The 18,193-nt window shown below is 71.0% G+C and carries 21 protein-coding genes; 16 read left to right on the top strand and 5 right to left on the bottom strand.

Features of this window, described 5'->3' with window-relative positions:
* Positions 1 to 3 precede the first annotated feature (3 nt).
* A complete protein-coding gene (locus ACIRCZ_RS12350; RefSeq protein ID WP_402853430.1) occupies positions 4 to 1,269 on the bottom strand; it encodes an alanine racemase in 1,266 nt (421 codons plus the stop codon).
* Between the two features lie 65 nt (positions 1,270 to 1,334).
* Here ACIRCZ_RS12350 and ACIRCZ_RS12345 point away from each other — a divergent pair, with 65 nt between their 5' ends.
* The 8 genes from ACIRCZ_RS12345 (at position 1,335) to ACIRCZ_RS12310 (ending at position 7,628) form a co-directional block, all read left to right on the top strand.
* Complete coding sequence (locus tag ACIRCZ_RS12345) at positions 1,335 to 2,420, top strand: sugar kinase (RefSeq protein ID WP_402853427.1); 1,086 nt, start codon at positions 1,335 to 1,337, stop codon at positions 2,418 to 2,420.
* Positions 2,402 to 3,214: an IclR family transcriptional regulator gene (locus tag ACIRCZ_RS12340; protein ID WP_402853424.1), complete on the top strand. Its 813-nt coding sequence runs from the start codon at positions 2,402 to 2,404 to the stop codon at positions 3,212 to 3,214. Before ACIRCZ_RS12345 ends, ACIRCZ_RS12340 begins: the two co-directional genes overlap by 19 nt.
* A complete protein-coding gene (locus ACIRCZ_RS12335; RefSeq protein ID WP_402853421.1) occupies positions 3,207 to 3,611 on the top strand; it encodes a RidA family protein in 405 nt (134 codons plus the stop codon). Before ACIRCZ_RS12340 ends, ACIRCZ_RS12335 begins: the two co-directional genes overlap by 8 nt.
* Positions 3,612 to 3,698: 87 nt before the next feature.
* Positions 3,699 to 4,496, top strand: a complete 798-nt coding sequence (locus ACIRCZ_RS12330) for an ABC transporter ATP-binding protein (RefSeq protein WP_402853418.1) — start codon at positions 3,699 to 3,701, stop codon at positions 4,494 to 4,496.
* A gap of 67 nt (positions 4,497 to 4,563) precedes the next feature.
* Positions 4,564 to 5,718: a type III polyketide synthase gene (locus ACIRCZ_RS12325; RefSeq protein ID WP_402853415.1), complete on the top strand. Its 1,155-nt coding sequence runs from the start codon at positions 4,564 to 4,566 to the stop codon at positions 5,716 to 5,718.
* Positions 5,715 to 6,239 (top strand): isoprenylcysteine carboxyl methyltransferase family protein, encoded by a 525-nt coding sequence (locus ACIRCZ_RS12320; RefSeq protein ID WP_402853412.1) that lies wholly within the window; start codon positions 5,715 to 5,717, stop codon positions 6,237 to 6,239. Before ACIRCZ_RS12325 ends, ACIRCZ_RS12320 begins: the two co-directional genes overlap by 4 nt.
* Positions 6,236 to 7,300, top strand: coding sequence for an NAD(P)/FAD-dependent oxidoreductase (locus ACIRCZ_RS12315; protein WP_055896815.1), 1,065 nt, complete (start codon positions 6,236 to 6,238; stop codon positions 7,298 to 7,300). Before ACIRCZ_RS12320 ends, ACIRCZ_RS12315 begins: the two co-directional genes overlap by 4 nt.
* A 64-nt stretch (positions 7,301 to 7,364) precedes the next feature.
* A complete protein-coding gene (locus ACIRCZ_RS12310) occupies positions 7,365 to 7,628 on the top strand; it encodes a hypothetical protein (protein WP_055896818.1) in 264 nt (87 codons plus the stop codon).
* 22 nt (positions 7,629 to 7,650) lie between these two features.
* Here ACIRCZ_RS12310 and ACIRCZ_RS12305 read toward each other — a convergent pair whose 3' ends face one another.
* Entirely contained in the window at positions 7,651 to 8,019 is a 369-nt protein-coding gene (locus ACIRCZ_RS12305; protein ID WP_402853407.1) for an META domain-containing protein, read from the bottom strand.
* Positions 8,020 to 8,118: 99 nt separating this feature from the next.
* On the opposite strand from ACIRCZ_RS12305, the gene ACIRCZ_RS12300 reads away from it, so the two are divergent.
* Positions 8,119 to 8,661, top strand: coding sequence for a pyridoxamine 5'-phosphate oxidase family protein (locus ACIRCZ_RS12300; RefSeq protein ID WP_402853404.1), 543 nt, complete (start codon positions 8,119 to 8,121; stop codon positions 8,659 to 8,661).
* Here the strand turns inward: ACIRCZ_RS12300 and ACIRCZ_RS12295 are convergent.
* On the bottom strand, positions 8,658 to 9,566 hold the full coding sequence (locus ACIRCZ_RS12295) for a Gfo/Idh/MocA family protein (protein WP_402853401.1): 909 nt from the start codon (positions 9,564 to 9,566) through the stop codon (positions 8,658 to 8,660). The two genes, ACIRCZ_RS12300 and ACIRCZ_RS12295, sit on opposite strands and share 4 nt — an antisense overlap.
* Positions 9,563 to 10,744 carry an ROK family transcriptional regulator gene (locus ACIRCZ_RS12290; protein ID WP_055896827.1) on the bottom strand — a complete coding sequence of 394 codons (1,182 nt, stop codon included), beginning with the start codon at positions 10,742 to 10,744 and terminating at the stop codon, positions 9,563 to 9,565. The genes ACIRCZ_RS12295 and ACIRCZ_RS12290 overlap by 4 nt, the downstream gene beginning before the upstream one ends.
* 204 nt (positions 10,745 to 10,948) lie before the next feature.
* Here ACIRCZ_RS12290 and ACIRCZ_RS12285 point away from each other — a divergent pair, with 204 nt between their 5' ends.
* The 7 genes from ACIRCZ_RS12285 (at position 10,949) to ACIRCZ_RS12255 (ending at position 17,187) form a co-directional block, all read left to right on the top strand.
* Positions 10,949 to 11,677: an amino acid ABC transporter ATP-binding protein gene (locus ACIRCZ_RS12285; protein ID WP_157480470.1), complete on the top strand. Its 729-nt coding sequence runs from the start codon at positions 10,949 to 10,951 to the stop codon at positions 11,675 to 11,677.
* A 70-nt stretch (positions 11,678 to 11,747) separates the two neighbouring features.
* Positions 11,748 to 12,692, top strand: a complete 945-nt coding sequence (locus tag ACIRCZ_RS12280) for a glutamate ABC transporter substrate-binding protein (protein WP_055896832.1) — start codon at positions 11,748 to 11,750, stop codon at positions 12,690 to 12,692.
* 159 nt (positions 12,693 to 12,851) lie between these two features.
* The gene (locus tag ACIRCZ_RS12275; protein ID WP_402853397.1) at positions 12,852 to 13,496 is read left to right on the top strand and encodes an amino acid ABC transporter permease; all 645 of its coding nucleotides are present in this window, start codon (positions 12,852 to 12,854) and stop codon (positions 13,494 to 13,496) included.
* The gene (locus ACIRCZ_RS12270) at positions 13,493 to 14,431 is read left to right on the top strand and encodes an amino acid ABC transporter permease (protein WP_402853394.1); all 939 of its coding nucleotides are present in this window, start codon (positions 13,493 to 13,495) and stop codon (positions 14,429 to 14,431) included. Before ACIRCZ_RS12275 ends, ACIRCZ_RS12270 begins: the two co-directional genes overlap by 4 nt.
* Entirely contained in the window at positions 14,424 to 15,446 is a 1,023-nt protein-coding gene (locus tag ACIRCZ_RS12265) for an asparaginase (RefSeq protein ID WP_402853391.1), read from the top strand. Before ACIRCZ_RS12270 ends, ACIRCZ_RS12265 begins: the two co-directional genes overlap by 8 nt.
* Positions 15,443 to 16,195 carry a copper homeostasis protein CutC gene (locus ACIRCZ_RS12260; RefSeq protein ID WP_402853388.1) on the top strand — a complete coding sequence of 251 codons (753 nt, stop codon included), beginning with the start codon at positions 15,443 to 15,445 and terminating at the stop codon, positions 16,193 to 16,195. Before ACIRCZ_RS12265 ends, ACIRCZ_RS12260 begins: the two co-directional genes overlap by 4 nt.
* Positions 16,192 to 17,187 (top strand): ROK family protein, encoded by a 996-nt coding sequence (locus ACIRCZ_RS12255; RefSeq protein ID WP_055896844.1) that lies wholly within the window; start codon positions 16,192 to 16,194, stop codon positions 17,185 to 17,187. Before ACIRCZ_RS12260 ends, ACIRCZ_RS12255 begins: the two co-directional genes overlap by 4 nt.
* A 24-nt stretch (positions 17,188 to 17,211) precedes the next feature.
* On the opposite strand, the gene ACIRCZ_RS12250 is transcribed toward ACIRCZ_RS12255, so the two are convergent.
* Positions 17,212 to 18,193: LPXTG cell wall anchor domain-containing protein (locus ACIRCZ_RS12250; RefSeq protein ID WP_402853384.1), on the bottom strand; the 982-nt coding region annotated here is incomplete at its 5' end.

The raw sequence follows: 18,193 nt of genomic DNA, 5'->3' as shown, positions 1-18,193 counted from the left end.
TCGTCATCCGAAGGCCGTCTCCAGCAGGCCGATGACCTGCGGCGTCTCCGCCGTCACGTCGTCCACCACCGGAAGCGCCCGCCACTTGTCGAACGTGGTGCACGGGTGCGACAGGCCGAACCGGATCACGTCACCCACCTCCACCACGGCCGACTCCGGCACGCGAACGAAGGTGTGCTGGTCGTTCATCGCCGTGGCGACGGCGCCGTCGAACGGCGTCGCCGTGTGCTCGCCGAACCGGCGCAGCGCCTGCGGCACCGGGAGGCCCTCGTCGTACGGGAAGTCGCGCTTGCCTGCATCCACCAGGACCAGCCAGGGCTCCGGGCGGGACACGACCGTGGCCCAGCCGTGGATCGCGGAGCGGAACTCCTCTCCCGGCCCTCGGCGGAGCGGCGTGATGCCGCTGTAGAAGCCGTCGTCGTGCGTGATGTACGCGCCGGAGCGCAGCAGCACGTCGACCGGCCTCCCTCGCTCGCCTGCGAGGTCGCGGCGGGGCGCGAGCACCTCGGCCACGACGTCGAAGTATGCGCTGCCGCCCGCGGTCAGGATCACGGGGGCGTCGCCCTGGTAGAGCCCTGCGCCGTCGATGGCGTCGTGCAGGTCGAGCATCCGCTGCAGGTAGGAGCGCACCACGGCGAGCGCCGCGTCTGATCCGTCGTGAGCGAGCGCGCCCTCGTAGCCGGCGACACCGGCCAGCCGCAGGCCGGTGGATGCGGCGACCTCCTTCGCAACGGCCAGTGCGTCCTCCACGGTGCGCGCCCCTGTGCGGCCGCCGGGCGCGCCGAGCTCGATGAGGACGCCGAGCCTGGACTGCGCGGCCGGCGCGGCGTGCTCCGCCGTCTCTGCCAGCACCGTGTCCATGATCTGCACCGCGCGCACCGAGTCCGCCCACACCAGCACCCGTTCGGCGTGCGGCGCCACGTACCGGAGTGCGTCAGGCTGCACCAGCGCGTTGGCGAGCATGATGCGCGGGACGCCCCACTCGACGGCGACCGAGAGCTGCCACGGGGTCGCGACCGTGATGCCCCAGGCACCGGCGTCGAGCTGGCGCTGCCAGAGTTCGCGGTTCATGGTCGTCTTGCCGTGCGGCGCGATGCCGACGCCTGCAGAGGCGCACCAGGCGGCCATCGTGGCGAGGTTGTGCTGCACAGCGGCCTCACTCACCGTGACGAGCGGTGTGGGGAAGCCGATCAGCGGGGGCCGGCGGTCGGGGAGCGCCGTGATGTCCTCCACCGCGTATGCGAGCGGCACGGCCTTGCTGGCGAGCACACGACTCCTTCGCGCGTTGCATATAGCGCAACGCTGATTGCGTAAACTGTTGCCTCTGTTCTAGCATGACGACCATCCCCGACGGAACCCCGCAGCAGCAGGAGCGGCTGCAGCCGTCGGCACGAGACCGAGAAGAGGAGCGAGTGGGCGCACTGGTGACGATCGGCGAGGCCATGGTCGTCCTCTACCCGGAAGCCCACCGCCCGCTCGCCGAGGCGGAGACCTTCGGCTCCGACGTCGGCGGCGCGGAGTTCAACGTCGCCACCTCCCTGGCGCGGATGGGGCTGCCGACCGCCTGGATCTCCCGCCTCGGCGATGACGGCTTCGGCGAGCGCATCCGCGCCACCGCCTCCGACGCCGGGCTCGACCTGTCGGCGGTCGACACCGACGACGACCGCCCCACCGGCATCTACGTCAAGGAGACCACCAACGGCCCGGACGGCGCAGGCACGCGGATGCACTACTACCGCCGCGGCTCCGCGGCCTCCGCCATCGGCCGCGACAGTCTCACTGCCGAACCGGCCGCGAGCATCCTGCGCGACGCGGCGATCGTGCACACCAGCGGCATCACGGCCGCCATTTCCGCAAGCGCCGCCGAGGCAGTCTCCGCTCTTCGCGAACTCACCGGCGAGCAGACCACGATCAGCGTCGACCTCAACCACCGGCCGCGGCTCTGGCAGGGCAGGGACACCGCGCCGCTCGACGCGCTCGTCGGCCAGGCGGACACGCTGTTCCTCGGCGCAGACGAAGCCGAGAGGCACTTCGGGCACAGCGACCCGCAGCGGTTGTTCGACGCGCATCCCCTGCTCGAACGGGTGGTGCTCAAGGACGACGCGCGCCGCGCATCCAGCTACCTGCGGGACGGCGAGGAGATCCACGTGCCGTGCCTGACCGTGGAGGTCGTCGAGCCTGTCGGCGCCGGCGACGCCTTCGCCGCGGGATACCTGGCCGGGCTCGCGGAGGGCCGCGACGCCGCCACGTGCCTGCGGATCGGCCACGCGCTGGCCGCGCTGACCCTGATCGGGCACGGCGACCGCCCTCTGACGGTCCCGGATGCACGAGAGCGCGCCCTGATCGCGGACGCAGACGACGACACCTGGTCGCGCTGGCGCGTTCACCCCGGCGAGATCCCGTGGCGGTCGGCCACGTGAGCCAGTCGCTCTCCCGCGCCCTCGAGCTGCTCGACCTCGTCGCGAACGGCACAGGCAGTCTCGACGCGCTCGCGGACGCGGTCGGCGTGCACAAGACCACCGTGCTGCGGCTGCTCAGGACGCTGGAGGAGCACGGTTACGTCACCCGCGACGCCGAGTACCGCTACCACGTGGGGTCGGCGGTCTTCCAGCTCGCCCAGACCTCCCTCGACTCGCGGGATGTGCGCGGCGTCGCCTCGCCCGTCCTGCGCGCCCTCGGCGCTGACACCGGCCAGACCGTGCACCTCGCCGCGTACGACGCGGGGACGGTGACGTACATCGACAAAGTCGAGTCCAGGCAGCCGCTGCGGATGTACTCACGCGTCGGGCTCCCTGCCGCGCTGCACGCGACGGCAGTCGCGAAGGTGCTGCTCGGCGGGCTGGACGACGCAGAGCTGGCGCGCATCGCATCCGCGGTCGACTACGAACGGTTCACCGGCAACACGATCGGCTCGGCGGCCGAGCTCGTCGAAGAAGTGCGGCGCAGCGCAGCGCGCGGCTGGGCGCAGGACCACGAGGAGCACGAGACGTTCATGAACTGCGTCGGCGCGCCGGTGTTCGGCGCGGACGGGCGGATCGCCGCTGCGGTGTCCGTGTCCGTGCCGAACGTCGTGCTGCCGTACGAGGGCGTGCTCGGGCTGCTGCCTGCGCTGCACGACGCCACAGCCCGCATCTCCGCCCAGCTCGGCTTCGCCGGCGACGCCCCCTTCCTTCCTCCCGCATCCCCACCGTCTCGAAAGGACACCCATGACTGACCGCACCGCCATCGTCACGTCGGACGCTCCCGCCCCAGCGCACACCTTCTCTCAGGGGGTGCAGCGCGGACCGTTCCTGCAGGTCTCCGGCCAGGGCCCCGTCGACCCGGCGACCAACGCGTACCTCTTCCCGGACGACGTGGCGGCGCAGACCACCCGCACGCTGCAGAACGTGGAGGCGATCCTCGCCGCGGGAGGCGCGACCTTCGACGACGTGATGATGCTCCGCGTCTACCTGACCAAGCGCGAGGACTTCGCGATCATGAACGAGGCATTCGGCGCGTTCGTCACGCCGCGCGTCGCATCCGGCGTCCTCCCCGCCCGCACCACCGTCTTCACCGGCCTCCCCCGCGCCGAGATGCTCGTCGAGATCGACGCGCTCGCCGTCCTCGCCTGACCCTGGCCCCTCGCCGCTCCCCGCTTCGCGTGCACAAATCCCGGCTCGCGCCGATCGGGGTCCGCCGGGGCATGGAACGATAGACGCGTGGAAGAGCGCGTGGTGCTGCAGGTGGACGGTGTCGGCTTCGTGCGCGGAGGACGGACGATCCTCGACGGGATCGGGATGCGCGTGCACGCCGGAGAGCACTGGGCGCTGATCGGCTCGAACGGCGCAGGCAAGAGCACGATCCTCAGCATGCTCGGCGCCGTCGTGCATCCCACCAGGGGAACAGTGGAGGTGCTCGGCCGCCGCCTCGGGCGCGTCGACCTGCGCGAGCTGCGCGGCCTGATCGGTCACGTCAACCCGCGGCACGAGGTGCGCTCGCCCCTGACCGTGCGAGACGTGGTGCTCACCGGAGCCACCGGCACCACAGAGCGCATGATGCGCTGGGAGCCGACCGAGGAGCAGGAGCGCAGAGCGGACGAGCTCATCCAGTTGCTCGGGATGCACGACCTCGCCGACGCGGTCTGGCCCGTCCTCTCGCAGGGCGAGCGCGGCCGCGCCCTCATCGCCCGCGCCCTCCTGCCCGACCCGCACCTGCTGCTGCTGGACGAGCCGAGCACCGGGCTCGACATCGCGGCCAGGGAGCACCTGCTCGACCGGATCGACGGGCTGCGCGCCCAGCATCCCGACCTGGCGAGCGTGCTGGTGACGCACCACCTCGAGGAGCTTCCCGCGACCACGACGCACGCCATGCTGCTCCGCGACGGCCGCATCGTCGCGCAGGGCGCCGCCGACGACGTGCTCACCAGCGAGCTCATCTCCGAGACGCTCGACTACCCGCTGGAGCTGACCCGCACCGACGGCCGCTGGGCCGTCAGAACCGCGAGGAACAGGGGCTGAGACCGGCCAACATGGGAATCGTCCCCGCCGGGGTCGCGCCGCCGTCGCACGGTGGTACGTTTCGCATGTGAGCCGCATCGTGTCGGTGGCTCCGGTCGTGCCCGACCGGAGTTACAGCCAGGGCGAGATCACCGCGGCTCTGCTCGCGATGATCACCGCCGATCCAGGGCGTCAGGCGGTCATGCGTCGCATCCACGCATCCAGTGGGGTGGAGACGCGCAATCTCGTGATGCCGCTCGAACAGTACAGTTCGATCGCGTCGTTCCAGGAGTCCAACGACTTCTTCATCGCCGAGGGCACCACCCTCGCCGAGCGCGCCCTCACCGGTGCGCTCGCTGCGGCCGGCCTGCAGCCGACGGACGTGGACTTCCTCCTCTTCACCTCGGTGACCGGCATCGCCGCGCCGTCGATCGACGCGCAGCTGGTGCAGCGGCTCGGCCTGCGCACCGACGTCAAACGGCTGCCGAGCTTCGGGCTGGGCTGCGTCGCCGGCGCAGCCGGGATCGCCCGCGTCCACGACTACCTCACCGGCCACCCGAACGAAGTCGCCGTGCTGCTCTCGGTCGAGCTCTGCTCGCTCACCGTGCAGGCCAGCGACGACTCGATGGCGAACATCGTCGCGAGCGGCCTGTTCGGCGATGGGGCGGCAGCGGTGATCATGGTCGGCGACAACCGCGCCAAGCAGCTCGGCCTCCCCGGCCCGGAGATCGTCGACACCCGCAGCCGCATCTACCCCGACACCGCGGATGTGATCGGCTGGGACATCGGAGGCACCGGCTTCCGCATCGTGCTCAGCGCCGGCGTGCCCGAGGTCATCGACCGCAACTTCGCCTCCGATGCAGAAGGACTCCTGGCCGCGCACGACCTGACGATCGCCGACGTCGGAGCCTGGGCGGCGCACCCGGGCGGCCCGAAGGTGCTCGAAGCGTTCGCCAGGGCACTCGACCTGCCGGACGGCGCCCTCGACGCGAGCTGGCGCTCGCTGGCACGGGTCGGCAACCTGTCGTCTGCCGCGGTGCTGCACGTGCTCGCCGAGCTGATGGATGCGCACCAGGCGCCGGGCACGAACGGCCTGCTCTTCGCGCTCGGCCCAGGCGTGACCGCCGAACTGGTGCTGCTGCACTGGGCGGACGGGAGCGCGGAGTCGCACGACCGCGCGGCTCTCGACGGCGCGGCTCTCGACCCGGAGGACGACGGCACGGCGATGGGCACCGCCGCGTGATCCTGTACACGATCCTGGTGCTCGCCACCGGCGGCGAGCGCATCGCCGAGCTGATCGTGTCGTCGCGCAACGCGGCCTGGTCGTTCGCGCGCGGCGGCGTCGAATACGGCAAGGGGCACTTCCCGCCGATGGTGGCGCTGCACACCGGGCTGCTACTGGCCTGCCTGGCCGAGGTGTGGTGGGGCGGCCGTCCGTTCATCCCGTGGCTGGGGTGGCCGATGCTGGTGCTCGTGCTGGCCAGCCAGGGCCTGCGCTGGTGGTGCATCGCCGCCCTCGGACCACGCTGGAACACCCGCGTCATCATCGTGCGCGACCTGCCGCTCGTCACGCGCGGGCCGTACCGCTGGCTGAAGCACCCGAACTACATCGCGGTGGTGGTGGAGGGGTTCGCGCTCCCGCTCGTGCACACCGCGTGGATCACGGCCATCGCGTTCACGGTGCTGAACGCCGTGCTGCTGCTGGCGGTGCGCATCCCCTGCGAGAACCGCGCGCTGGCGTCGGTGGAGCCAGCGCGAGCATGAACGCCGCGCCCGGCCTGATCGTCGTCGGGGCAGGCCCGGTGGGACTGGCGTGCGCGATCGAGGCGCGGCTGGCCGGGATAGCCGTGCTGGTGATCGAAGCCAGGGACGACCCGATCGACAAGGCGTGCGGTGAGGGCTTGATGCCCGGCGCGCTCGCCGCCCTGCACGTGATGGGGGTCGACCCTGCCGGGCATCCGCTGGCCGGGATCGCCTACCTGGACGGCACGAGGCGGGTGGAGCACCAGTTCTCGGAGCGGCCGGGGCGCGGCGTGCGCCGGACCACACTGCAGCAGGCGCTCGCGACGCGGGCGCGCGAACTCGGGGCGACCGTCGAGCGGGCGCGCGTCGTCGGGCTGGAGAACGGGACGGACGAGGTGTCGGTGATCCTCGCGACGGACGCCGCGCATCCCACGGGTGGCAGACGCACGGCCCCGTGGCTGATCGCGGCAGACGGACTTCACTCCCCGCTCCGCCGTCTCGCCGGTCTCGACGGCCGCCCGCAGCGGGATGCGCGCCGCCGCTTCGGGGTGCGCCGCCACTACGCGATCGCGCCGTGGACGGACCTCGTCGAGGTGCACTGGGCGGCGGACGTCGAGGCGTACGTGACCCCGGTGGACGACAACCTCGTCGGCGTCGCCGTGCTCGGCCATCGGCCGCTCGACCAGGATGCGGCACTCGCGCGCATCCCGCAGCTCGCCGAGCGGCTGCGCGGCGTTGAGGCGGTCAGCTCCGTGCGCGGGGCCGGCCCGCTGCTGCAGCGCACGAAGGCGCGCACCGCCGGCCGCCTGCTGCTGGCCGGAGACGCCTCCGGCTATGTGGACGCCCTCACCGGCGAGGGGATGCGCGTCGGCTTCGCCCAGGCACGCGCCGCGGTCGCTGCGGTGGTGGCCGCGGACCCTGCGCGGTACGAGCGGGCGTGGCGGACGACGACGCGCGACTTCCGCATGCTCACGTCCGGCCTGGTGACGGCGGCCCGCTCGCCGATGCGCGGCAGGATCGTGCCTGCCGCCACCGCCCGCCCCCAGCTTTTCGGTTCCATCGTCGAACGGCTGTCGCGGTAGCGAGGGCGTGTGCCGTAGTATGTGACACGTTCAGTGATCAGATGCGGTATGTCCCGGGAGCCAGATGGGTGAAGCGAACCAGCCCGTCCAGGGCAGCGGGCTGTCGCGCCGCACGACGATCACGTTCTATCTCCCGGAGGAGCTGCGCAGCCGGGCACGGGCCGTCTACCGCTCGACGTCGTTCGAGGAGAAGGACAGCAGCTGGTCGGAGATGCTCAATAAGGCGCTCCTCACCGAGATCGGGCGGCGCGAGGCGATCTACAACGACGGCGTCCCGTTCACGGGCCGCGACGATCCGCTCCCGCCTGGCCGCCCGATCGGCTTTTAGCCGCCGGGAGCGCGCCAGTGCGTCAGCGCTTAGCGAGGGTTCCGAGCTTGTCGCCGCCGTTCTTGTAGACCGTGAGGGTGTCGCCGTCGACCTTGGCGGTGTGTGCGAGGTTGAGCCACGGCGTGACGCCCTCGCAGGCCTTCAGGGTGGAGGCGAACGGCCCGAACGTGAAGGTGTCTCCCGAGATCGTGCCCTTGCCGCTCATGTCGTTGCAGCCGTCGTTTCCGTGGAACGTTCCGTCCGACTCGATGGTGAGCGACGGCTGTCCAGCGGTGTCCTCACCCCAGGAACCGGTGAAGGACGACCCGGACGACGAGCATCCGGAGAGGGCCGCCAGCACGACGGCGGCAGCGATGGCGATGGCGGGGCGGACGAGCCTGGCGGTCTTCATGGCTAAAACCTAGCGGCGATCGGTCACGACCGGAATGCATGCATAATCTCATTTCGACATCCGATTGCATCCCGCCGACGCGAGGGTAGCGTGACGGCAATGACAGACAGCACGAGCACAGACAGCACGAGCACAGACAGCACGAGCACAGACAGCACGAGCACCCACGACGACGACCTCGCCACCATCTCCGGCCTCATCTCGGCGTCCCGCGTGGCGCTCCTCACCACGCAGACCGCGTCCGGCGCCCTGCACTCCCGGCCGCTCGCCACCCAGAAGGCCGAGTTCGACGGCGACCTGTGGTTCTTCACCCAGGACCCGAGCCCGAAGGTCGCCGACATCCACGCGCATCCCCAGGTGAACGTCTCGTACGACACGGGAAAGGGCTACCTGTCGCTGGCCGGCACGGCCGAGCTCGTCCACGACAGAGACAAGGTGGACGAGCTGTGGAGCCCGTCGATGGAGGCGTGGTTCCCGGAGGGCAAGGACGATCCAGCCGTCGCGCTCCTGCACGTCAGCGCGGAGTCGGCGGAGTTCTGGGCGTCGCACGAGCCCGGCATCGTCAAGGTGTTCAAGATCGCCAAGGCGGCCGTCACCCACACGCCGCCGGACATCGGCGAGAACAAGACCGTCGAGCTCTAGAGCACGACCCTCGTGGATGCGCGCAGCGACTTCCGCGCCGCCAGCGCGACCCTGAGCGCATCCACGGCGGCGCTCGTCGGGCAGCGGTCCGGCGGGCTGCCCTCTGTGACGCAGTCGAGGAAGTAGCGCGCCTGCGCGACGAACGGCTCGCCCTCGGCCGGCTGCAGCGCATCCACGCCGTCCGTGCCGACCAGGTCGAGGCTGGTGCTGAAGGCGAAGCCCTCCGGCAGGTCGGCGACGCTGAGCACGGTCGCCACCCCGCCGTCGCGGTACTCGATCGTGGTCGTCACGGGCGCTCCGTATCCGCCAGGGGTTCGCACGGCCGTCACCGCCACCGGCTCCCCGAAGTGCAGGTTGGCCTGGTCGAAGTCGTGGATCGCGAAGTCGACCACCATGCCACCGGACTGCTCCTCGTCCGCGAGCCAGTCCGGCCGGTGCGGCGACGACGTGAGCCGCGTGGCGCGCAGCGCGCGCACCCGCCCGATCCCTCCGGCGGCCACCCGCTCGGCGAGCTCAGCGTACGCGGGGAAGAACCGCACGACCTGCGCCACCATCAGCACGCCGGGCGCGCGGTCGGCGGCAGCGGCGACGGCGCGCGCATCCTCGACGGTCAGCGCGATCGGCTTCTCCAGCAGCACGTTCCTGCCCGCCTCCAGCGCGCGGATCGCGAGCTCTGCATGCGTCGGGGTCGGGGTGCAGACCGACACGATGGTGACGGCAGGATCGGTCAGCGCTTCGTCGAGGGTGGTGTCCCAGCGCGCATCCGGTGCGGCAGGCAGCGACGGGCGGCGACGCGGCGACACCACGGCGCGCACCCGGACGCCGAGCGCGAGCCAGCCACGGGCGTGCGCCTCCGCCATCCGCCCTGCGCCGACGATCGCGACACCGTGCGATGGGTGGCTCACCGCACCACGCGGTTGATCTCGGCGGCGTCGAACAGCTTGTCCAGCACCAGCCGCCCTGCACCGCGGATGCCCGCCCTGTCCTTCGTCACCGACACGGCGATGTCGAGGTTGTCCGTCACCATCGGCAGGCACTCGAAGTAGATCGCCGAGCGCACGCCGGCGACGAACGCCTCCGCCTCGCCGAGGATCCCTCCGAGCACGAGCCGCTGCGGGTTGAAGAAGTTCATGATCGTCGCGAGCACGCCGCCGACCCTGCTGCCTGCTTCGCGCAGCATCTGGGTGGCCAGTGGATGCGCATCCCTGGCCAGCGCGAGCACCTCGCTCGTGTCAGCGACCTCCACCCCGGCGTCGCGCAGGGCCTGCACGATCGCTGCTCCCCCCGCCACCGCATCCAGGCAGCCGGTGCGACCGCAAGAGCACAGCACGGGTGGTGCGCCAGGCACGCTGACGTGGCTGATGTCCCCCGCCATGCCGTGGTAGCCGTGGTAGAGCCCGCCGAGCGCGATCACGCCGCAGCCGATGCTCGATCCGGCCTTGACGAAGACGAGGTGCTGCACGTCGTCGCCGAGGGCGTCGTGCTCGCCGAGCGCCATCAGGTTGGCGTCGTTGTCCGTGGCGGCGGGAAGGCCACTCAGCTCTGTCATGGCCGCGGCGACGTCCACGCCGTTCCAGCCTGGCATCCTCGACGGCGAAACCATGCGGCCGGTCGTGGAGTCGACGGGGCCAGGCAGGCCGATCCCGTAGCCGCGCAGGCGCTGGCCCGCTTCGGCGTGCTCGGCGACGAGCGCGTCGGCGACGGTCATGATCCAGCGCAGGATGCGCTGCGGTCCCTGGCCGATGTCCATGTTCTCGTTGCGCACGGCGATGAGACGCCCGGAGAGGTCGATGAGGCCGAACGTGGCATGGTGGGAGCCGAGGTCGACGGAGCAGACGACACCGCTGCTCGGGTCGACTTCGAGGGTGCGCGGGCGGCGGCCGCCCTGGGAGACGCCCTCCCCCGCCTCACGGATGTAGCCGGAGGCGATCAGGGCGTCGATGCGCTGGGCGACCGTGGACGGCGACAGCCCGGTGCTGCGGGCGATCTCGGCGCGGGAGCGCGAGTGTCCAGAACGAATCAGGTCGAGGATCGCCCCGGCGTTCGAGCCGTGGAGCTGGTGTGCGTCGATGGTGCTGGTCATGGCGCAGCTCGCTCTCCTCTGAACACGTGTGAGTTGAGGATACTGTACCGACTTTCTTCGATTTCGCATTAAGTAATTCCAATATTGCGCAAAACTAGGTTCACTTAGTACGCTTTCCGCAACCCGGACCACCGGCCGCTCGACCAGGCCAGATCAATGACGACGCGAGGAACCCGCATGACCGCAGCAACCGACCAGCAGCTCATGGTGAGCCTGCGCGCCGTCGACAAGCACTTCGGCGAGCTGCACGTTCTCCAGAACATCGACCTGGACGTGCACCCCCAGGAGGTCGTGGTCGTGGTCGGCCCGTCCGGCTCTGGCAAGTCGACGCTGTGCCGCTCGATCAACCGCCTCGAAACCATCGACTCCGGCGAGATCCGCGTCGACGGCGAACTGCTCCCCGTCGAGGGCGCCGGCCTCGCCCGCCTCCGCGCGGACGTCGGCATGGTCTTCCAGTCGTTCAACCTCTTCGCCCACCGCACGATCCTCGACAACGTGACGCTCGCCCCGATCAAGGTGCGCGGCACGAAGAAGGCGGAAGCGGAGAAGGAGGCGATGGTCCTGCTCGACCGCGTCGGCATCGCCGACAAGGCGCACGCCCACCCCGCCCAGCTCTCCGGCGGCCAGCAGCAGCGCGCCGCCATCGCGCGAGCCCTCGCCATGCACCCCAAGGTCATGCTCTTCGACGAGCCGACGAGCGCCCTCGACCCCGAGATGGTCGGCGAGGTGCTGGACGTGATGACCTCGCTCGCCAAGGAGGGCATGACGATGATCGTCGTCACGCACGAGATGGGCTTCGCCCGCCGCGCCGCCGATCGCGTGGTCTTCATGGACCGCGGTCAGATCGTCGAGCAGGCCACCCCAGCCGAATTCTTCGACTCGCCGCGCTCCGAGCGCGCCAAGTCGTTCCTCGCTTCCGTCCTCTCGCACTAGCGAACGGAAGGCTTCGCCCTGCACCACCCGATCGCATCCCCGATCGCCCCCATTGGAAAGGACGCACCACATGATCCGCAGCATTACCCGCAGGAAGGCAACGGCCGCCGGAATCCTGCTGGCCGCCGTGACGCTCGTCGTCACCGGCTGCTCCGGCACCACCAGCCTCCCCGGCTCGAGCGCGAGCTCCAGCTCGTCCAGCGCCGACTCGCCCTTCACCGACGCCCCTGTCGCGAAGGCCTCGCTCATCATCCCCGGCTCCACGATGGAGAAGATCAAGAAGCGCGGCAAGCTGATCGTCGCCGAAGCTCTCGACGCACCGCTGCTGTCGCAGCAGGACCCGACGAACCCCGACCAGGTGACCGGCTTCGACGCCGACCTCGCCAAGCTGCTCGCCACGTACATCCTGGGCAAGCCGAACGTGGAGATCGTGCCCCCGGCGTCGGAGACGCGTGAGGCGATGCTGCAGAACGGCACCGTCGACGTGGTCTTCAACACGTACACGATCACCGAGGAGCGCGCGACGCAGATCGACTTCGCCGGCCCGTACTTCGAGTCCGGCCTGGCCGTCGCCGTCAAGAGCGACAACACCACGATCAAGAGCGTCAAGGACATCGACGGCAAGAACGTCATCGTCGGAGCCAACACGCCCGCCGTCACCGAGGTGCCGAAGGTCGCCCCGAAGGCGAAGGTCACCGCGTTCGCGACCGACCCCGCCGCCGTGCAGGCGCTCATCCAGGGCCGCGGCGACGCATACGTGCAGGACTACACCCTCCTGGCCAGCGACGCTGCCAGCGAGAAGCAGATCAAGGTCGTCGGCGAGCCGTTCACCAAGGAGCCGTACGGCATCGGCCTCCAGCACGGCGACTCGGACTTCAAGTCGTTCATCAACGACTGGCTGAAGACCATCCAGAAGGGCGGCCAGTGGGGCAAGGCGTGGAAGACCACGCTCGGCACCGTGACAGACTCCGCCATCCCGACCCCGCCGGAGATCGGTTCCGTCCCCGGTTCCTGACCGGCCCATGACCGGAGCCCCCTGCTCCCCCGGCTCGGGGCTCCTTCGACTCGGGATGCGCGCGGCGCGACCACACATGCCCGCGCGCATCCCGACCAACAGGTCCTTCGCACCACCCCACCATCTCCCCTTCCCGTAGCCACGTGCAGTGAGTGAGCAATGAATCCCCTGATCGACAACCTCGGACCGATCGTCCAGGCGCTCGGCACGACGCTGATGATGGCGCTCATCGCCGGTGTCTGCTCGATCGTGCTCGGCGTTCTCGTGACGGTCGCGCGGGTCAGCCCCATCTCGATCCTGCGCGCAGCAGCCTTCCTGTACGTGCAGTTCTTCATCAACGTCCCGCTGCTCGCGCTGCTGCTGCTCGCCGTGTTCGCACTCCCGGACGCCGGCCTCCTCCTCCCCCTGACCCCCACCGCCATCATCGTGCTCACCGTCTACGAGGCCGCGTACGTCGCAGAAGCCGTGCGCTCCGGCGTCAACACGGTCTCGGTCGGCCAGGTCGAAGCATCCAGAGCTCTCGGCTTCACGCTGGCGCAGTCGCTGCGGTTCGTGGTCATCCCCCAGGCGCTGCGCGCCGTCGTGCAGCCGATCGGGAACGTGATGATCGCGCTCGCGATGAACACGGCTCTCGCCGCTGCGATCGGCGTCGTCGAGCTCACCGCAGAGGTCAACAAGATCAACCTCATCGCCGCGCAGCCCATCCTGATCTTCTCCGGCGCCGGCCTCATCTACATGGCCATCGCGCTCGCGATCGGCCTCGCGGCCGGCTGGGTCGAACGAAAGGTGGCGATCGTCCGATGACGGATCAGCTCATCCCCGACCGCCCGGCGGCCAGGCCCGCCCGAGCAGCTCGCGCCAAGCGCGGGAAGAAGCGCACGTACGCCGCCTCGTTCATCTACGACCAGCCGGGGCCGCGCGGCCGCAGGAACATCCTGATCGGCTCCGTCGTCAGCAGCGTCGTCTTCATCGTCGTCATCGGCATCGGCCTCTGGCAGTTCGCATCGCACGGGCAGTTCGCGCCGGAGCGCTGGCAGCCGTTCACCGACTGGGCGATCTGGCAGTACCTGCTGGTCGGCCTCCTCGGAACGCTCGAAGCCGCTGCCATCGTCGCCGTCCTCGGCGGCGCACTCGGCGTGCTCCTCGGCCTCGGTCGGATGAGCAACCAGCGCTGGCTGCGCTGGATCTGCTCCGCGTACATCGAGATCGCGCGCACCATCCCCGTGCTGCTGATGATCTACCTGATGCTGTTCGGCCTCCCCCAGATCGGCATCAACCTGCCGACCCTGTGGAAGCTGGTCGTGCCGCTGACCATCGCCAACTCCGCCGTCTTCGCCGAGATCGTGCGCGCCGGCGTCGGCAGCCTCCCGCGCGGCCAGCGCGAGGCGGCACTCAGCCTCGGGATGCGCGGGGCCCAGGCCATGCGCTTCGTGGTGCTCCCGCAGGCCTTCCGCAATGTGGCCCCGTCGCTCATCACCCAGCTCGTCAGCCTGCTGAAGGACACGTCGCTCGGCTACATCGTGGCCTTCACCGAGCTGCTCTACCGTGGTCAGGTGCTCGCGTCGTTCCTGCACCTGCTGATCCCGACCTACATCGCCGTGACGGTCATCTACCTGGTGGTCAACGGCAGCCTCTCCGCTCTGGCGTCTCGTCTGCAACGCGGCTCCCGCCGACGCCCTTCGACCCAGCCGGCGCTGCCCGGCCTCCCCGCCATCGATACGAAAGCCGCGAATGTCTGAGTCACCCGCCCCCGCTGCCACCCCTGCAGTCGCCCCAGCCGTCGCCTCGCTCGCCGAGCTGGCCACTGTCACGCGCTCCGGCCTGATCGAGAGCCGCCACTTCGGCAGCCTCGTCGCCGTCGACCCGTCCGGCGCCACCGTGCTCGAGCTCGGCACTCCGGATGCGGTCATCCTGCCCCGCTCGACGGTCAAGCCGCTGCAGGCGCTGGCGTGCCTCACCGCAGGCGCCCCGCTCGCGGGCGAAGAGCTGGCCATCGCCGCCGGCAGTCACACGGGAGAGGACGAACACGTGCGGGTCGTGCGCGGGATCCTCGAGCGCGCCGGCCTCGACGAATCGGCGCTCGGCTGCCCCGTCGACCGTCCGGAAGACGAGGGCACGTTCGAGCGGCTGGTCCGCGCCGGCGAGCCGCGCGCTCGCGTGCGGATGAACTGCTCGGGCAAGCACGCCGCGATGCTGCTGGCCTGCGCCGTGAACGGCTGGTCGACACACGACTACCTGGACACCGCGCATCCCCTGCAGCAGCACGTCCGCGCCACGATGGCCGAGCTGACAGGGGTCCCCGTGGAGTGGGACGCGATCGACGGCTGCGGCGCTCCGCTCTTCGGAACGACCGTGCGCGGCGTCGCCCAGTCCTTCCGCGCGCTCGTGCAGGCAGAGCCGGGCACCCCCGCCGCGCAGGTCGCGGCCGCGATGCGGGAGCACCCGTTCTACGTCGGCGGCTCCGGCCACCAGAACTCGACCCTGATGGAGACCGTGCCCGGCGCGCTTGCCAAGGGAGGCGCTGAGGGTGTCATCGGCGTCGCAGCGGCCGACGGCACGGCCGTCTCGATGAAGATCGTCGACGGCAGCCCGCGCGCCACCACCCTGCTCGCCCTGCGCGTGCTGGAAGCCCTCGGCACCGACATCTCCGGCGCGACGACGCTCACCGCCCTGCCCGTGCTCGGCGGAGGCGTGCCTGTCGGCTCGATCGGCGTCGGCAGCGACCTGGCGGCGGCGCTGGAGCGCGTCGCGTGACCCTGCTCGAAATCTGCCTGGACGACCTCGACGGCGTCGCAGCCGCCGAACGCGGAGGAGCCGATCGCATCGAACTGTGCGCTGCCCTCAGCGAGGGCGGCATCACGCCGTCGCTCGGCACGGTCGCGGCGGCGCTCCGTCAGGTGACCGCAATGGGGGTCAACGTGCTGGTGCGCCAGCGCGGAGGCGACTTCGTCTACAGCGAGCCCGAGGTGGCGGCGATGGCCGACGACATCCGCGCGATCCGCGAGCTGCCCAACCCCGCCGGTGTGCCGCTCGGCTTCGTGATCGGCGCACTCCGTCCGGACAGCACGATCGACGTCGCAGCCGCCTCGCGCCTGCGCGCGGCATGCGGCGACGCACCCGTCACGTTCCACAAGGCGTTCGACCAGACCCCTGACCTCCCTGCGGCGCTGGACGACCTCATCGGACTCGGAATCGACAGGGTGCTCACCTCTGGCGGCGTGACGACCGCCGCCGACGGCTCGGAGAAGCTCGCCGAGCTGGTGGTGCGGTCGCGCGGCCGGGTGACGATCCTCGCCGGTGGCGGCGTCCGCGCCGCGAACGTGGCCGAGCTGGTGCGCCGCACCGGTGTGACAGAGGTGCACCTCCGGGCCGGCGAAGCGCAGCCGAGCGCTGCCCGTGCCGCCGGCGCAGAGCCGAGCGTGTACGACTCCGGGTACCGCATGGTGACGTCCTCCGCCGCCGTGGCCGCTGTGGTGGCGGAGCTTGCGCGGGTGGCGGCATGAGCGCATCCACTGCTGAGCCTGTCGCCGGGGTCGTCCGCGATCGTGCCGTTCTCGCCGTCGACCTCGGCGGCACCGCCATGAAGGGCGCCGTCGTGTCCGCATCGGGCGACGCGGTCGCCGAGCTGACCAGGCCCACCCCGTCCGCAGACGTGGTGGCGGCCCTGGTCTCGCTGTTCCACGACCTGCGCGACCTGGCCGCCGACGCGGGATGCGACGTGATCGGCGCCGGGGTCGTCACCCCCGGCATCGTTGACGAGGAGCGCGGGATCGTGCTCTACGCCTCCAACCTGGACTGGCGGGACGTTCCCCTCCTGGACACCATCCGTGCCGCCCTCGACATGCCCGTCGCCCTCGGCCACGACGTGCGTGCGGCCGGGATCGCCGAACGTCTGATCGGCGCCGCACGCGGCTTCGACGACTTCGTGCTCGTCCCGATCGGCACCGGTGTCGCGGCCGCGCTCATCACAGCGGGCGGCACGGTGACCGGCGCGACTGGCGCCGCCGGCGAGTTCGGCCACATCCCGGTCATCCCAGGCGGCGAGGAGTGCACCTGCGGCCAGCGCGGCTGCCTGGAGGTGTACGTGTCGGGAGCCGGCCTGGCACGACGGTACGCGGCGGCGGGCGGGAGCGACCTCAGCTCGCGCGAGATCGTCGCGCGGCTGGGCACGGACCCGACAGCCGACCGCGTCTGGTCGCAAGCCGTCGACGTGCTCGCTCAGGGCCTCAACATCATGACCCTCCTCCTGGACCCAGGCGTGATCGTCCTCGGCGGCGGGTTCTCCCGCGCAGGCGACGCCCTCATGGTCCCTCTCACCGAGCGCATGAGCGACGGCCTCGCCTGGCGTTCGCGCCCGCTCGTGGTGCGCAGCGAGCTCGGAGGCGACGCCGGACGAACCGGCGCCGCCATCCTCGCGTTCCGTGCTGCAGGCCGAAGCGACCTGCCCGCATCCTGGGCCGAGAGGTTCGAGAAGCGGCCCGTTCTGGCCGAATAGGCAGCTCCTCGAACCCCGCCGGGCTCAGTGGATGCGGTGGTGCCGCACCGCTGCAGCCTCACGGTTGCGGCGGGCGAACAGCAGCACGACACCCAGCAGCGCCAGCAGTGCCGCGAGCGCCCCGAGACCCGAGACGTCGGAGCCGGTGGATGCGAGCATCCCGGCCGCCGTTGCGTCGCCGTCGGCGAGGGCGGCGACGGAGCCGGGGTCGGCCGCTGTGGTGGTGCCGTCGGTGCCGCCACCGGGGGTCGACGGGGTGCCGGGGTTGGCCGGTGTCGTCGGGGTGGTCGGCGTCGTCGGAGTGGTCGGCGTCGTCGGCGTGGTCGGCGTCGTCGGCGTGGTCGGCGTCGTGGTGGCGCCGGTGGTGCCGCTGTCACCGATGACGCTGATGGCGTTGCCGCCGACGGTCATCGGGATGCCCAGCCCGACCGGAAGCTGGATGCCCCCGAGCAGGCCACCGTCACCGCTGGTCGACGGGGATCCCGCAGACCCGGCGCTTCCACCCGTGGTCGCGGCGCCGCTGGACGAACTGTCGCCCACAACGCTCACCGCATTCCCACCAGCGGTCACCGGCACGCCGGCGCCGATGGGGAGCTGGATGCCCGAGAGCACCCCGTTGTCCCCCGTGGTCGTCGGCGCGGAACCGCCGCCGCTCGACCCGGCTGCTGGAGCAGTCGCGGTCGAACCAGTCGAGGTCGAGTCACCGAGAACGCTGACCGCGTTGCCGCCGGCCGTCACCGGCACGGCAGCGCCGATCGGCGCTTGGATGCCCGACGCGATACCGTTCGCGCCGGTGGTGGTCGCACCAGAACCCGTCGAGGTTCCGGCGGCAGGAGCAGTCGTCTTCGAACCCGACGACGTCGAGTCGCCGAGGACGCTGACCGCGTTGCCACCGGCCGTCACCGGCACAGCAGCGCCGATCGGCGCCTGGATGCCCGACGCGATACCGTCCGCGCCCGTCGTCGTCGCGCCAGAACCCGCGGGGGTTCCCGCTGCCGGAGCGGTC

Origin of the sequence: Leifsonia sp. NPDC102414 (assembly GCF_044765685.1) — a bacterium.
GTDB lineage: Bacteria > Actinomycetota > Actinomycetes > Actinomycetales > Microbacteriaceae > Leifsonia.
The sequence above is the reverse complement of the archived record's forward strand: the minus strand, read 5'-3'. Positions and strand labels throughout refer to the sequence as shown.

What these genes read in the sequence shown, in the direction of transcription:
- ACIRCZ_RS12345 (WP_402853427.1), top strand. Translation starts at nt 1,335, where the DNA reads ATGACGACCATCCCCGACGGAACCCCGCAGCAGCAGGAGCGGCTGCAG.
- ACIRCZ_RS12335 (WP_402853421.1), top strand. Translation starts at nt 3,207, where the DNA reads ATGACTGACCGCACCGCCATCGTCACGTCGGACGCTCCCGCCCCAGCG.
- ACIRCZ_RS12315 (WP_055896815.1), top strand. Translation starts at nt 6,236, where the DNA reads ATGAACGCCGCGCCCGGCCTGATCGTCGTCGGGGCAGGCCCGGTGGGA.
- ACIRCZ_RS12310 (WP_055896818.1), top strand. Translation starts at nt 7,365, where the DNA reads ATGGGTGAAGCGAACCAGCCCGTCCAGGGCAGCGGGCTGTCGCGCCGC.
- ACIRCZ_RS12305 (WP_402853407.1), bottom strand. Translation starts at nt 8,019, where the DNA reads ATGAAGACCGCCAGGCTCGTCCGCCCCGCCATCGCCATCGCTGCCGCC.
- ACIRCZ_RS12300 (WP_402853404.1), top strand. Translation starts at nt 8,119, where the DNA reads ATGACAGACAGCACGAGCACAGACAGCACGAGCACAGACAGCACGAGC.
- ACIRCZ_RS12290 (WP_055896827.1), bottom strand. Translation starts at nt 10,744, where the DNA reads ATGACCAGCACCATCGACGCACACCAGCTCCACGGCTCGAACGCCGGG.
- ACIRCZ_RS12285 (WP_157480470.1), top strand. Translation starts at nt 10,949, where the DNA reads ATGGTGAGCCTGCGCGCCGTCGACAAGCACTTCGGCGAGCTGCACGTT.
- ACIRCZ_RS12280 (WP_055896832.1), top strand. Translation starts at nt 11,748, where the DNA reads ATGATCCGCAGCATTACCCGCAGGAAGGCAACGGCCGCCGGAATCCTG.
- ACIRCZ_RS12275 (WP_402853397.1), top strand. Translation starts at nt 12,852, where the DNA reads ATGAATCCCCTGATCGACAACCTCGGACCGATCGTCCAGGCGCTCGGC.
- ACIRCZ_RS12270 (WP_402853394.1), top strand. Translation starts at nt 13,493, where the DNA reads ATGACGGATCAGCTCATCCCCGACCGCCCGGCGGCCAGGCCCGCCCGA.
- ACIRCZ_RS12265 (WP_402853391.1), top strand. Translation starts at nt 14,424, where the DNA reads ATGTCTGAGTCACCCGCCCCCGCTGCCACCCCTGCAGTCGCCCCAGCC.
- ACIRCZ_RS12255 (WP_055896844.1), top strand. Translation starts at nt 16,192, where the DNA reads ATGAGCGCATCCACTGCTGAGCCTGTCGCCGGGGTCGTCCGCGATCGT.